Source organism: Burkholderia perseverans (assembly GCF_022870505.1).
Taxonomy (GTDB): domain Bacteria; phylum Pseudomonadota; class Gammaproteobacteria; order Burkholderiales; family Burkholderiaceae; genus Burkholderia; species Burkholderia plantarii.
In genome coordinates this window covers 1901713-1915248 of the sequence record NZ_CP045093.1, presented here as the reverse complement: position 1 = coordinate 1915248, position 13536 = coordinate 1901713, and the positions used below count along the sequence as shown (strand labels likewise).

The 13536-nt window shown below is 70.4% G+C and carries 11 protein-coding genes; 2 read left to right on the top strand and 9 right to left on the bottom strand.

What is annotated here, in order from left to right; all coding sequences use genetic code 11:
• Window positions 1-77: 77 nt before the first annotated feature.
• From BpN12_RS08005 to cobA, 9 genes are all read right to left on the bottom strand, one after another.
• Window positions 78-497, bottom strand: coding sequence for a DUF1842 domain-containing protein (locus BpN12_RS08005; protein WP_246791907.1), 420 nt, complete (start codon window positions 495-497; stop codon window positions 78-80).
• 272 nt (window positions 498-769) lie between these two features.
• Complete coding sequence (locus tag BpN12_RS08000) at window positions 770-1117, bottom strand: hypothetical protein (RefSeq protein ID WP_246791906.1); 348 nt, start codon at window positions 1115-1117, stop codon at window positions 770-772.
• Between the two features lie 19 nt (window positions 1118-1136).
• On the bottom strand, window positions 1137-2081 hold the full coding sequence (locus BpN12_RS07995; protein ID WP_246791905.1) for an HpcH/HpaI aldolase/citrate lyase family protein: 945 nt from the start codon (window positions 2079-2081) through the stop codon (window positions 1137-1139).
• Complete coding sequence (locus tag BpN12_RS07990; RefSeq protein ID WP_246791904.1) at window positions 2078-3322, bottom strand: CaiB/BaiF CoA transferase family protein; 1245 nt, start codon at window positions 3320-3322, stop codon at window positions 2078-2080. Before BpN12_RS07990 ends, BpN12_RS07995 begins: the two co-directional genes overlap by 4 nt.
• Window positions 3323-3371: 49 nt before the next feature.
• On the bottom strand, window positions 3372-5162 hold the full coding sequence (locus BpN12_RS07985; protein WP_246791903.1) for an L-lactate permease: 1791 nt from the start codon (window positions 5160-5162) through the stop codon (window positions 3372-3374).
• Window positions 5163-5274: 112 nt separating this feature from the next.
• Entirely contained in the window at window positions 5275-6240 is a 966-nt protein-coding gene (locus BpN12_RS07980) for a LysR substrate-binding domain-containing protein (RefSeq protein WP_246791902.1), read from the bottom strand.
• Between the two features lie 47 nt (window positions 6241-6287).
• Window positions 6288-7337, bottom strand: coding sequence for a CmpA/NrtA family ABC transporter substrate-binding protein (locus BpN12_RS07975; protein ID WP_246791901.1), 1050 nt, complete (start codon window positions 7335-7337; stop codon window positions 6288-6290).
• Window positions 7334-7942, bottom strand: a complete 609-nt coding sequence (locus tag BpN12_RS07970) for an ANTAR domain-containing response regulator (protein ID WP_042629475.1) — start codon at window positions 7940-7942, stop codon at window positions 7334-7336. Before BpN12_RS07970 ends, BpN12_RS07975 begins: the two co-directional genes overlap by 4 nt.
• A gap of 138 nt (window positions 7943-8080) precedes the next feature.
• Window positions 8081-8923, bottom strand: a complete 843-nt coding sequence (gene cobA, locus BpN12_RS07965; protein WP_246791900.1) for a uroporphyrinogen-III C-methyltransferase — start codon at window positions 8921-8923, stop codon at window positions 8081-8083.
• A 690-nt stretch (window positions 8924-9613) separates the two neighbouring features.
• Here cobA and BpN12_RS07960 point away from each other — a divergent pair.
• Window positions 9614-10939 carry an MFS transporter gene (locus BpN12_RS07960; protein ID WP_246791899.1) on the top strand — a complete coding sequence of 442 codons (1326 nt, stop codon included), beginning with the start codon at window positions 9614-9616 and terminating at the stop codon, window positions 10937-10939.
• Between the two features lie 42 nt (window positions 10940-10981).
• On the top strand, window positions 10982-13516 hold the full coding sequence (nirB, locus tag BpN12_RS07955; RefSeq protein WP_246791898.1) for a nitrite reductase large subunit NirB: 2535 nt from the start codon (window positions 10982-10984) through the stop codon (window positions 13514-13516).
• Window positions 13517-13536: the final 20 nt, after the last annotated feature.

The following is a 13536-nucleotide window of genomic DNA, read 5'->3' as shown; positions in this document are numbered from 1 at the left end:
GAATGAATGGGGCGAGTTTTTCGTCATGCCGCGATGCGGGAGTCAGCTATCCGTCACGAGGACGAACCGCCGAAGCCTCAGGCCGCGCGCTCGCCGTTCTGCAGCAGCCACTGGACCGAGACGGGCTGATCCGCGACTTCCTCGAACTGGCTGCCGATCACGTACTTGTACGCGGCCTTGCCGACCTTGCCCCACACGCTGTCGAGCGTGATCACCAGTTGCGTCACATGCGGCGCGCCCGGGATCGGCGGCACGGCCGCGCCTTGCAGCGCGTAGACCTGCTGGCCGTTGGCCAGGCCCAGCGAGTACACGGAACCGTAAAACGAGGATTCGATGTGCAGCGGCGGATTCGTCGCTTGCGTCAGCGTGCCGTAACCGGACGCGCGGTTGGTCGCTTGCGGCACCGAGAGAAACACTTGCAGGTGGCGGCCACCGGCGAGATTCGGCGTGCCGATCGAGAAAACACCCGAGTGATTGAACAGATGGAATTCCGACATGATGCGCCCCATATTAAGTGGTTGGAAATGGCTATCATTTTGTTTCGTCATCCTCTTTTTGATGAGGACGGCGAGAAAAATAACATGGCGCTTTTGTAAAATCCATTAATAATTTTAAGGGTGGGATGTTTTTAATTAAAAAGATGCATATCGGAAATAGTGATTTTAATTGATACGAAGCTGATATACCCGATTGCATATCTGGCTATGCATTTTTGTGACACTAATATGTTGCGTTGATGATATTAAGTAACTGCTGCGCTGTTCGATTTTCATTCGCCGCGCAGGGCAGCGTTGGTGGTGGAAAGTGGCAAGCCGTTTGCACGGCAAGGCTTGCCGGGTAAAGGTTTCCGTGGATGGCGGGATAGCAGGGGTTTCGTGGTTTGGGCGACAAGCAAGGATAGGCCCATATGAAAAACGATGATTACAGGGATGAGCGCGGTTTCTCGGTGCGATGCACCATAATCGAAGGCAAACTGGAAGATGTGGGTTGGTTGGCGAGATTCGTCTGAATATTGAATTCGATAACGAAATGAAGGGCGTGGATTTTTAGCGGATTGCCCGGCTTGTTTGTCGATTGCCGGCCGCAGCGGTTTGAATGCCGCTGCGGCGGAAATCACGATGCACCGGCTCAAGACCTCAGGACTTCACGCTTTCCACGCCCCCCATCGCCAGAATCCGCTCAGCCATCCGCACATTCGCGAAATCGACGAGCTTGCCGTCCAGCGACACGGCCGCGAGCCCGGCCGCCTGCGCCGCCTCGAGCGCGGCGATGGTGCGCCGCGCGTCGTCGAGTTCGGCCGGTGTCGGCGAGAACGCCTGGCGGGTCGGCTCGATCTGGTCGGGATGGATCACCTGCTTGCCGTCGTAGCCCATCGCGGCGGCCTTCAAGGCCCACGCGCGCGTCAGCACCGGATCGCGGAACGCGCCGCACGGCCCGTCGATCGCGCGCAGGCCGAACGCGCGCGCGGCCACCAGCAGACGCATCATCGGGTAGGTCCACAGATCGAGCGCGGTGGTGGTGTAGCTGCCGGCGTCGGTCTTCAGCGTCAGCGCGTAGCCCGGATGCGTGCCGCCGATCTCGACGTTGCGCGCGCCGATCGAGGCCGAGAAATCGCCGACGCCGAAGTGCAGCGCCGCCAGCGCGCCACCGGCCGCGGCGATCGCGTCCACGCTGACGATGCCGCGCGCCGTCTCGATCAGTGCCTCGACGGCCAGCGGCGCCCGCGCGCCGCGCTGCTCGCGCAGCAGCCGTTCCACCTCGTGCAGGGTGGCGACCGATTCGACCTTCGGCACCAGCAGCGCGTCGAGCCGGGCCGCCTCGCGCGCCAGCGTCGCGACTTCCTCGGCGGCCACGCCATGCTCGCCGGCGTTGATGCGCACCAGCAGCCGCTTGTCGCCCCAGTCGAGCGTGTCGATCGCCTGCACCGCGCAGGCCAGCGCGTCGCGCTTGCTGTCGGGCGGCACGGCATCTTCCAGATCGATGAACACGGCGTCGGCCGCGCTGGCCGCCGCCGATTGCAGCATCTTCATCCGGTGTCCCGGCACCGCGAGCACGGTGCGGGTGGCGCGTGTCCTGGTCATGCCTCGCTCCTCGGTTGGTCGACTTCGTTTTCGGTTTCGTCTTGCGTTTCGCTTCGAGCCCCAGCCGCGGCACCGGTTCCGGCGCGCCGGCCGGCCAGTTCCGCGAGGATCGCCTCGGTGTGCTGGCCCACGGCCGGCACCGGCCCCATCACGGGTTCCAGCCCGGCGATGCTGACGGCGGGCAGGAACATGTCCTGCGGCCCGCGCTCGGTCTGCACGCTGCGATAGCGGTGGCGCTCGACGATCTGCGGATGCGCGAGCAGCGCGTCCACGTCGTTCATCTTGCCGTTCGCGATGGCCGCGCGGTCGAGCCGCGCCAGCACCTCGTCGCCGCTCCAGGCCGCGAAGCGTTCGGTGATGGTGCGCTCCAGCGCGTCGCGATGCTCGAGGCGCAGCGAGTTGGTGGCGTAGCGCGGATCGTCGGCCAGGCCGGCGTCGTCGAGCACCACCGCGCAGAAGCTGCGCCATTCGCGCTCGTTCTGGATGCCGAAGAACACCGTCTGGCCGTCGCCGGCGGCGAACGGCCCGTAGGGCGCGATGGTCGCGTGGCGCGCGCCGCTGCGCGGCACCGGGGTGCCGCGTCCGCGCGTGTAGTAGGCGGGATAGCTCATCCATTCGGTCATCGCGTCGAACAGCGAGACCTCGAACGCCATCCCGCGTCCGGTGCGCGCGCGCTGGTGCAGGCCCATCAGGATGCCGTTCAGCGCGTACATGCCGGTGGCGATGTCGGCGATCGCGAGCCCGCATTTGGCCGGCGATTCAGGCGTGCCGTTGATCGACAGGAAGCCGCTCTCGCACTGCACCAGCAGGTCGTAGGCCTTCTTGTCGCTGTAGGGGCCGCCGCTGCCGTAGCCGGAGATGTCGCAGGCCACGAGCCGCGGGAACCGCGCCACCAGCGACGCCGCGTCGAGCCCCTGGCGCTGCGCCGCGCCCGGCGCGAGGTTCTGGATGAACACGTCGGCGTGTTCGAGCAGCGCCTCGAGCGTGGCGTGGCCCGCCTCGTCCTTGATGTCGAGCGCGAGGCTTTCCTTCGAGCGGTTGGTCCAGACGAACTGGCTCGACAGGCCGTCCATCGCGGTGTCGTAGCCGCGCGCGAAATCGCCGGCGCCGGGCCGCTCGATCTTGATCACGCGCGCGCCCCAGTCGGCGAGATGGCGGCTCGCGAGCGGCGCGGCGATCGCCTGTTCGATCGAGACCACGGTGATGTCGGCCAGCGGAAGCGGGGTGTCGTGCAGGTTCATGAAGCGGTAGGTCCTTGCCTGAAAGTCAACGAAGGCGCGAGCGGGCCGCTCAGGGCAGCATCCAGCCGAGCAGCGGCGTGGACTGCGCCCAGACCAGCAGGCTCAGCGCGGCGATCATCAAGAGCGTCCAGCCGGCCACGCGGCGGAACAGCAGCCCCTCGCGGCCGATCATGCCGACCGCCACCGCGCCCACCGCGAGGTTCTGCGGCGAGATCGCCTTGCCCACCACGCCGCCGGAGGTGTTGGCGGCGGCGAGCAGGACGGCCGGCAGGCCGGTGTGGTGGGCGGTGGTCAGCTGCAGCATGCCGAACAGCGCGTTGGCGGAGGTGTCCGAACCGGTCAGCGCGGTGGCGAACCAGCCGAGGATCGGCGAGACCGGCGCGAACGCGGGGCCGGCCCTGGCCGCCCAGATGCCGAGCGTGACGATCTGGCCGGAGAGGTTCATGACGTAGGCCACGCCCACCACGCAGCAGACGGTGAACACGGCCCAGCGCAGTTCGTGCAGGTTGCGCAGGTAGCTGCGCGCGGCCACGCGCGCGTCGAGCCGCAGCAGCGGCACCGACAGCGCGCCCGCGATCAGCACGATCGAGCCGGCGGACAGCAGCCATTCGAAGCGGGCGTTGACGGCCGCCACCGGCGCGCCGGCCGGGTCGACCACGTGCAGGCCGGGCCACGCGAACGACGAGGTGAAGAAGCCCATCGCGTGCGCAATCGCGCCGATCTGGGTGGCCGCGACCACCAGGATCACCACGGCATAGGGCGCCAGCGCGCGCAGTACCTCGGCGGCCGGATCGCGCGGTACGGCGGATGCGGAGGGCGGGGTTCCGACGCGGCCGGTAAGTTCGGCTGCGACTTCGGCACGGTGCGTAAACCCGCCGCCGCCCGTCATCGGCATGGCCAGCGCGGCACCGTGCGGGGCTGCGCCGGCGTGGGCCGGAGCCACGTGGGCGCCGGAAAGTCCGGCTCGGTCGCCGCGCGCCATGGTGGTGTCAGCGGCGTCGGGCGCGCCGAGGTCGGCGCGCAGGACGGCCGGCGACCACACGCGCAGGAACAGGATCGAGGCGCCGGCGCAGCCGAGCGCGGCGACGATGTCCACCAGCTCGACCGGCAGCAGCATCGAGCCCGCGCTCTGCGCGAACGCGAACGACACGCCCGCCACGGCCGCGAGCGGCCACATCTCGCGCACGCCGCGCCGGCCGTCGTGGATGAACACCAGCATCAGCGGGATCAGCAGCGACAGCAGCGGCGCCTGGCGGCCCACCATCACGCTGATCTCGTGGACCGGCAGCCGCGTGATCTTCGCCAGCACCGTGATCGGCAGGCCGAGCGCGCCGAACGCCACCGGGCTGGTGTCGGCCAGCAGGCAGATGGCGGCGGACTTGAGCGGATCGACGCCGAGCGAGATCAGCAGCACGGCGCAGATCGCCACCGGCGCGCCGCCGCCCGCCAGCGCCTCGAGCAGCGCGCCGAAGCAGAACGCGATCAGGATCGCCTGCACGCGCTGGTCGGTGCTGACGCCGGCCAGCGCGCGGCGCAGCACGTTGGCGTGGCCGCTTTCCTGGGTGAGCTTGAACAGCCAGATCGCGTTGATGCCGATCCAGATGATCGGGAAGAAGCCGATCGCCGCGCCTTCGAGCGCGCCGGCCAGCGCCTGGCCGCCGGGCATGCCGTAGACCAGCACGGCCACCGCCAGCGCCACCGCCAGCGCGGCGAGCGCGGCCCAGCGCGCCGGCAGGCGCAGCACGCCGAGCAGCACGAACAGCGTCAGCAGGGGGAGCGCCGCGAACGCGGCCGAGGCCGCGATCGAATGCGCGACCGGGTCGAAAACCTGGGTGTACATGTGTCTCCTTCGAATGCCTCGCGAGCATTTTTATCGTGTCGATGGAGACAATCTAACCGCCGGCCGCGGCACCCGGGAAATACCGATTGAGGCTACCGGGTATAGGTCGCGCCTATGGCCGGCCGCCCGCCGGGCTGCTCGCCGGACCGTTTTTCGGGCCGCTTTTCGGGTCGAGCACGCCGGTCCAGACGCCGCTGTCGACCAGCTCGCCCACCAGCCGCGCGACCAGCGCCTGGATCGCCAGCGAGGCCGCGCTGGCGGGTAGCGCGGTGGGCACGCAGAGCGCCACGGCGCGCGAGATGCCGGGCTCGACGATGCGATGCACGAGCGGCTGGTCGGCCGGGTCCGCGAACGCGTCGGACGAGACGATCGTGACGGCGTCGCGCTCGCGCGCGATGGCCAGCATGGTGGGCAGCGAATCGACGTCGGCCACCACGTCGGGTTCCACGCCCTCGCGCGCGAAGGCGCGCTCGATCAGCGTGCGCAGGCCGTTGGCGTTGCTCGGCAGCACCAGCGGAATGCCGGCCAGGCGGCGCAGCGGCACGGCCTGGCCGGCGCCGATCCCGGCGATCTCGCCGAACGCGTACAGGTTCTCCTCGAACAGCGGCCGCACCGACACGCCGCGCGTCTCGGCCTCGCGGAACAGGATCGCCATGTCGAGGCGGCCGTTGGCCATCAGTTCGGCGAGATGGCCGCTCATGCCCTCGACGATATGCAGGCGGATGCCGGGAAAGTGCCGCCGGACGTGGCGATAGAGCGGCATCGCGAACACCACGGCGACGCTGGTGGGCAGGCCGATCGCCACCTCGCCGGCCTCGGCGCCGCCCACCTGCACGGCGAGCGGGATCTGCGCGACCTGGCGCAGCACGTCGCGGGCGCGCAGGTAGAGCGCGCGGCCGGCCTCGGTGGGCTTGACGCCCTGGTGGCTGCGCAGCAGCAGTTGCGCCTTCAGTTCGGTTTCGAGGCCCGCCACCTGCTGGCTCAGCGAGGGCTGGGCCACGCAGAGCCGCTCGGCCGCCTTCGACAGGCTGCCGCAATCGACGATCGCGACGAAGTACTTGAGCTGGCGGATATCCATCGGCGTAGCTTATACGAGGGCGGTGGCCGCCGCCGTGGCCCCCGACCTCAAGCCACGCCGCCAGCCGCCTCGTAACCGGCCACCGCCTCGTCATACAGCGCACTCTGCGTGACGGCCGCCGCGATCGCCGCGTCGTCGTGCTCGCCCGTCAGCATGCCCCAGCGCCGGTACTGGTCGATGAACCAGCGGCCGTCGGCGGCGCGCGGCCGGTTCACCTCGCCGCCGTCGTGGAAGCGCACGGGCGCCGGCGGCCGCGCGAACGGCCCGCTGCCGTAGTCGCCGGCGAGCCGCGGCAGGATCCGTTCGGCCGGCACGTCGAGCGCCTCGGGCGCGGCGAGCCAGCCGGCCGCCAGCGCACGGTTGGCGGGCCGGTCGAGCCACGCGCAGGCGTCGAGCAGCGTGCGGATCAGCGCGCGCGCCGTGTTCGGATAGAGCGCCGCGAACTCGCGCCGGCAGGCCAGCGCCTTTTCCGGATGGTCGTGCCAGACCTCGCTGGTGGCGGCGACGGTGCGGCCCGCGCCCTGCGCCTCGGCCACCGCGTTCCACGGCTCGCCGACGCAGAAGCCATCCAGCTCGCCGCAGGCCAGCGCGTCGGCCATGCCCGGCGGCGGGATCACGATGCTGCGCACGTCGCGCAGCGGATCGACGCCGTGCGCGGCCAGCCACGCATAGAGCCACATCGCGTGGGTGCCGGTCGGGAAGGTCTGCGCGAACACCGGCTTGCGCCCGAGCGTGGCGAGCGCGGCGCGCAGGTCGCCGCCGGCCTGCCACGCGTCGGCGAGCCGGTTCGAGAACGTGATCGCCTGGCCGTTGCGGTTCAGCACCGACAGCACGGCGAGATCGGCGCGCGGGCCGCCGATGCCGAGCTGCACGCCGTAGACGAGCCCGTACAGCGCATGCGCGGCATCGATCTCGCCGGTCAGCAGCTTGTCGCGGATGCTGGCCCACGACGGCTGCCGTTCGAGCGTGAGCGCGAGGCCGTGCCGCGCGCCCAGTTGCAGGCGTTGCGCGACGACGAGCGGCGCGGCGTCGCTGAGCGCGACGAAGCCGAGCCGCAGTTCGCGGCGTTCGGGTGGCGGGAAGGTCGGATTGTTCATGCTTCACCATCGGGAATTCGGGACGCGGTGAGGATCTGCCGCGCGGCTTCGACGATCCGGATGCCCTGGTTCATCGCGCGGCGCCGCAGCGCCGCGTAGGCATCCTGCTCGGACAGCCGGCGCGCGTCCATCAGCAGCCGTTTCGCGCGGTCGATCAGCTTGCGGTCGGCCAGCTCGCTCTCGACCTCGGCGAGCCGCTGGCGCAGCGCCTCGTCGTGCGAGAAGCGCGCCAGCGCGACTTCCAGGATCGGCGCGAGCCGCTCAGCCGACAGGCCTTCGACGAGATAGGCGCTGACGCCGGCGCCCACCGCGGCGCGGATCAGCTGCTGGTCCGCGTCGGGGCTGAACATCAGCACCGGGCGCGGCGCGCGCGCATGCATCACCGCGAGTTGTTCGAGCGTGTCGCGCGACGGCGATTCGGTATCGATGATCACCACGTCGGGGCGCTCCTTCTCGACCACGGCGGGCAGGCGCGCCGGCGTGGCCACTTCGTCGAGCATTTCGTAGCGCAGCCGCGCGAGCGTGTCGCGCAGTTCGCCGATCGGCTTGTCCGTATCGGTGACGAGCAGCACGCGCAGCGGGCGGGCGGGTTCGGTCAGTCCCATGAGGCGAGCGGGGCGGAAGGCGATGACGGGGCGCGCGCGGGCCGGGCGCACGGCGGGCACGCGATGCATGCCGCGGCGCGGCGGGCGGCACGCACCTGAGCGATGGAGGGCGCGTGCGAGGCGAGGGCGGCGTGACGCTTACGCGGCATCGGACAGGCGCTCCCGATCCGGCATGGCGACGGCGGCCGGCGCGCGCGCCGCGTCGTCGCCGGCCGCGGTACCGGCGGTGCCGAGGGCCACGGGCGGCAGTATCGCGAGCGCCTCGCCGATCGCCGGGCCGACCAGGATCACGGCCGGGCTGCCGAGGCCGTCCGCGGCCGGCTCGTGGGCCAGCGCGGCGAGCGTGCCGGTCCAGCGCCGCGCGCGCGGCGTGCCGGCCCATTGCACCACGGCGGCCGGCGTGGCCGCGTCGAGCGCCGCGAGCAGGCCGGCGGCCACGCGCTCGATGCGGCTCATGCCCATGTAGACGACGAGCGTCGTGCCGGCCGCGCCGAGCGCGGCCCAGTCGGGCTCGCCGTGATCCTGCAGGTGCGCGGTGACGAACGTGACGCCCTGGCAGTGGCGCCGGTGCGTGAGCGAGACGCCCAGCTCGGCCGCGGCCGCGAAGCCCGACGAGATCCCGCTGACGATCGTCACCGGCACGCCGGCCGCGTGCAGCGCGGCCAGTTCCTCGCCGGCGCGGCCGAACAGCAGCGCGTCGCCGCCCTTGACGCGCACCACATGGTGGCCGCGCGCGGCGTAGCGGCACATCAGCTTCTCGATGAACGCCTGCGGGGTGGAGCGGCAGCCGCCGCGCTTGCCGACGCGCACGACACGCGCCTGCGGTGCCAGCGCGGCGATCGCCGGATCGACGAGGTCGTCGAGCAGCACGATGTCGGCGCTGGCCAGCACCTTCGCGGCGCGCAGCGTCAGCAGGTCGGCGGCGCCCGGGCCGGCGCCGAGCAGGGTGACCTTGCCGGTCGGGTCGGTGGGGGTCGTCATTGTCGTTCAGTTCCAGTGTGGCGCACGACGCGGCGCGCGCCGCCGGAACCGCACGGCGTCGCGCGCCGGCCGCGAGGCCGGGCGTTCGGGACGCCGTTGTCCGGGCGGGCCGCGTCTGGCGCGGCCCGAATCGTCGGGGGTGTGCTGCTGCATCGGATTGCCTGCGCCGACTTCGTTGCCGGCGCATCACGCATTACGCAATAAGCGCGCCAGCTTTGCTTTCGCAGCGCTTCCGTGCGCTTCCGGCCGATGCGGCAGCGCAGGCCGCGTGTCCAGGCGGGCGCGCCTCGGGGCCATCGCCCTGGTTATTGCCCGCAGCGCCGCGCTCGTCATCCGGCCGATCGGGCCGATCGGCGCGAGCCACCATGCGCCGTCGCTCGCACCAGACACCGCCGCACGCGCTTAGTGCTGCGCCGCACCACAATTGGGCGACGATGCGCCGTCGCACGCTGCCTCGCGGTGCCGCGCACGCGGCGCCGAATCGTGAGAACCGCCGCAAACCCGCGCCACACCGCATTTCACGTCGTCTGGCACGGCGCTTGCGAAGCGTTAGGCGAACGAGTCAACGGCGATTCGTTTGCAACACCGAATACTGAGCGGCCCGGCAACGGGCTTTCTGGGCAACGGCGTCCTGTGCATCCGGTCTTTCGACCGGGTTCTCAGGGCGCCGTTTTGTTTTGGTAGATCCTCATGTCGAACAAAGCCACCCGCATCGATCTGTTCAGCCTGCGCACCGTGCCGATGCGCGCGTTCCATCTCACCTGGATGGCGTTCTTCGTCTGCTTCTTCGCGTGGTTCGCCTGCGCGCCGCTGATGCCGCTGATCGCCAAACAGTTCCACCTCAGCGCCGGCCAGGTGGCCGACATCAACATCGCGGCGGTCGCGGCCACCATCCTGGTGCGGCTCGTGGTCGGCCCGCTCTGCGACCGCTTCGGCCCGCGCCGCGTCTACGCCGGCCTGCTGGTGGTGGGCGCGCTGCCGGTGATCGCGGTGGCCTTCAGCCACGACTACCTGAGCTTCCTGCTGTGCCGGCTCGGCATCGGCGCGGTGGGCGCGAGCTTCGTGATCACGCAGTACCACACCTCGGTGATGTTCGCGCCGAACGTGGTGGGCACCGCGAACGCCACCACGGCGGGCTGGGGCAACGCCGGCGCCGGCGCCGCGCAGGCGCTGGTGCCGATGCTGGTGGCCGTGGTGCTGATGCTCGGCGTGGGCGACGCGTCGGCCTGGCGCGTCGCGCTGGTGGTGCCCGGCATCGCGATGCTGGTGATGGCGGTGCTCTACTGGCGCTACACGCAGGACTGCCCGCAGGGCGATTTCATCACGCTGCGCGCGCGCGGCGAGACGGTGGAAAGCGGCAAGAAGGGCGGCTGGGCGAGCTTCTTCGTCGCATGCCGGAACTACCGCGTCTGGATGCTGGCCATCACTTATGGCGCCTGCTTCGGCGTGGAAGTGTTCATCCATAACATCGCTTCGCTGTACTACGTGAATCACTTCCAGCTGTCGTTGAAGGACGCGGGCCTCGCGGCCGGCATCTTCGGCCTGCTGGCGCTGTTCGCACGCGCGCTCGGCGGCTGGCTGTCGGATCGCGTCGCCGCGCGCCGCGGGCTCGGCGTGCGCTCGATGCTGCTGGCCGTGCTGATCGCGGGCGAGGGGCTCGGCCTGCTGGCGTTCTCGCATGCCGGGCAGGTCGGCATGGCGATCGTCGCGATGGTCGCGTTCGGCTTGTTCACGCACATGGCCTGCGGCGCGACCTACGCGCTGGTGCCGTTCATCGACCGCAAGGCGCTGGGCGGCGTGGCCGGCATCGTCGGCGCGGGCGGCAACGTGGGCGCCGTCGCGGCCGGCTTCCTGATGAAGGGCGTGGGCGACGTGCAGACCACGCTGACGCTGCTCGGCGGCTTCGTGCTGGTCACCTCGCTCTGTGCGATCGCCGTGCGCTTCAGCGCCGAGCACATGGCACGCGAGGCCGCGCTGCGCGCCAGCGCGCTCGCCAACGTGCCCGTCGCCCACTGAGCCGGCGCGGAGATATCGAGGAATAACAAAGAGGAAGGCAACATGAACATCGTCGTCATTGGTCACGGAATGGTCGGCCACAAGCTGCTGGAGAGCCTCGCCGGCCACGCGGGCTCGCTTCAGGTCACCGTGCTCTGCGAGGAGCCGCGCGCCGCCTACGATCGCGTCCACCTGTCGGAATTCTTCGCCGGCAAGACGGCCGAGGATCTCTCGCTCGTCGCGCCCGGCTTCTTCGAGTCGCATCCGGACTTCCGGCTGCGCCTCGGCACGGCCGCCGCGTCGGTCGATCGCGCCGCGCGCACCGTCACGCTCGCGAACGGCGAGACGATCGGCTACGACCGGCTGGTGTTCGCGACCGGCTCGACGCCGTTCGTGCCGCCCGTGCCGGGCCGCGACCGCGCCGACTGCTTCGTCTACCGCACCATCGAGGACCTGGTCGCGATGCAGGCCTGCGGCGCGCGCTCGCGCTCGGGCGTGGTGGTGGGTGGGGGGCTGCTCGGCCTCGAATGCGCGAAGGCGCTGCGCGACCTCGGGCTCGACACGCACGTGGTCGAATTCGCGCCGCGCCTGATGGCCGTGCAGGTCGACGACGGCGGCGGCAGCATGCTGCGCGGCCGCATCGAGGCGCTCGGCGTGCAGGTGCATACCGGCAAAAACACGCTCGAGATCGTCGACGGCGAGGCCACCACGCATCGCATGAATTTCGCCGACGGCACGCACCTCGAAGCCGACATGATCGTGTTCTCGGCCGGCATTCGCCCGCGCGACCAACTCGCGCGCGACTGCGGGCTCGAGATCGGGCCGCGCGGCGGCATCGCGATCGACGACCGCTGCCGCACCAGCGACGCGGCCATCTACGCGATCGGCGAGTGCGCGGCCTGGCGCGGCCAGACCTTCGGGCTCGTCGCGCCCGGCTACGAGATGGCGCGCGTGGTCGCGCAGCAGCTGGCGGGCGGCGACGCGGCGTTCGGCGGCGCGGACCTGAGCACCAAGCTCAAGCTGATGGGCGTGGACGTGGCCAGCATCGGCGACGCGCACGGCACGACGCCGGGCTGCCGCGTCGTGCAGTACGGCGACCAGCGCCGCGCGGTCTACAAGAAGCTGGTGGTGTCCGAGTGCGGCAAGCGCCTGCTCGGCGCGGTGCTGGTGGGCGACGCGGCCGAATACGGCACGCTGCTGCAGATGATGCTGAACGGCATCGAGCTGCCGGCCGAGCCGGAAATGCTGATCCTGCCGCAGTCCGACGGCGCCGCGAAGCCCGGCATCGGCGTCGAGGCGCTGCCGGCCGCCGCGCAGATCTGCTCGTGCAACAACGTGTCGAAGGCGCAGATCTGCGAGGCGGTGGCGGGCGGCGCCACCTCGATCGGCGCGCTGAAGGCCTGCACCGGCGCCGGCACCTCGTGCGGCGGCTGCGTGCCGCTCGTCACGCAGATCATGAAGGCCGAGATGAAGAAGCAGGGGCTGGCCGTCAACGACCACCTCTGCGAGCACTTCGCGCATTCGCGTCAGGAGCTGTACCACCTGATCCGCGTCGAGGGCATCCGCACCTTCGGCGAGCTGCTGCGCAAGCACGGCAAGGGGCTCGGCTGCGACGTCTGCAAGCCGACCGTGGCCTCGATCCTCGCCTCGTGCTGGAACGAGTTCGTGCTGAAGCGCGAGCATGCGAGCCTGCAGGATTCGAACGACTACTACCTCGCCAACATCCAGCGTGACGGCACCTATTCGGTGGTGCCGCGCATGCCGGGCGGCGAGGTCACGCCCGAGGGGCTGATCGCGGTCGGCCAGGTGGCGAAGAAATACGGCCTCTATACCAAGCTCACCGGCGGCCAGCGCGTGGACCTGTTCGGCGCGCGCGTCGAGCAGCTGCCGCTGATCTGGGAGGAACTGATCGCGGCCGGCTTCGAATCGGGCCATGCCTACGGCAAGTCGCTGCGCACCGTGAAGTCGTGCGTCGGCTCGACCTGGTGCCGCTATGGCGTGGGCGATTCGGTGGGCCTCGCGATCGAGCTGGAGAACCGCTACAAGGGCCTGCGCGCGCCGCACAAGATCAAGTTCGGCGTGTCCGGCTGCACGCGCGAATGCGCGGAGGCGCAGGGCAAGGACATCGGCGTGATCGCCACCGAGAAGGGCTGGAACCTCTACGTGTGCGGCAACGGCGGGATGAAGCCGCGCCACGCCGAGCTGCTGGCCGCCGACCTCGACCACGACACGCTGATCCGCTACATCGACCGCGTGCTGATGTTCTACATCCGCACCGCCGACCGCCTGCAGCGCACCAGCACCTGGCGCGACAACCTGGAGGGCGGCCTCGACTACCTGATCGACGTGGTGGTGCATGACCGGCTCGGCATCGGCGCGGAACTCGAGGCGCAGATGGCGCACGTGGTCGACACCTACGAGTGCGAATGGAAGAAGGCCGTCAACGATCCGGCCACGCGCCGCCGGTTCCGCCATTTCGTCAACAGCGACGCGCCCGACGCCACCATCGCGTTCGTCGAGGAGCGCGGCCAGATTCGTCCCGCGCTGCCCGGCGAGGCCGACGAAACATCCGACGCATCCGAGCCGGTGACCGCCTGACGGCGGCCCGCGTTCATCAT

Coding starts and splice junctions, on each gene's coding strand:
- cobA (WP_246791900.1), bottom strand. CDS start 8,923: ATGACGACCCCCACCGACCCGACCGGCAAGGTCACCCTGCTCGGCGCC.
- BpN12_RS07995 (WP_246791905.1), bottom strand. CDS start 2,081: ATGACCAGGACACGCGCCACCCGCACCGTGCTCGCGGTGCCGGGACAC.
- BpN12_RS07975 (WP_246791901.1), bottom strand. CDS start 7,337: ATGAACAATCCGACCTTCCCGCCACCCGAACGCCGCGAACTGCGGCTC.
- nirB (WP_246791898.1), top strand. CDS start 10,982: ATGAACATCGTCGTCATTGGTCACGGAATGGTCGGCCACAAGCTGCTG.
- BpN12_RS07985 (WP_246791903.1), bottom strand. CDS start 5,162: ATGTACACCCAGGTTTTCGACCCGGTCGCGCATTCGATCGCGGCCTCG.
- BpN12_RS07960 (WP_246791899.1), top strand. CDS start 9,614: ATGTCGAACAAAGCCACCCGCATCGATCTGTTCAGCCTGCGCACCGTG.
- BpN12_RS07970 (WP_042629475.1), bottom strand. CDS start 7,942: ATGGGACTGACCGAACCCGCCCGCCCGCTGCGCGTGCTGCTCGTCACC.
- BpN12_RS07990 (WP_246791904.1), bottom strand. CDS start 3,322: ATGAACCTGCACGACACCCCGCTTCCGCTGGCCGACATCACCGTGGTC.
- BpN12_RS08005 (WP_246791907.1), bottom strand. CDS start 497: ATGTCGGAATTCCATCTGTTCAATCACTCGGGTGTTTTCTCGATCGGC.
- BpN12_RS07980 (WP_246791902.1), bottom strand. CDS start 6,240: ATGGATATCCGCCAGCTCAAGTACTTCGTCGCGATCGTCGATTGCGGC.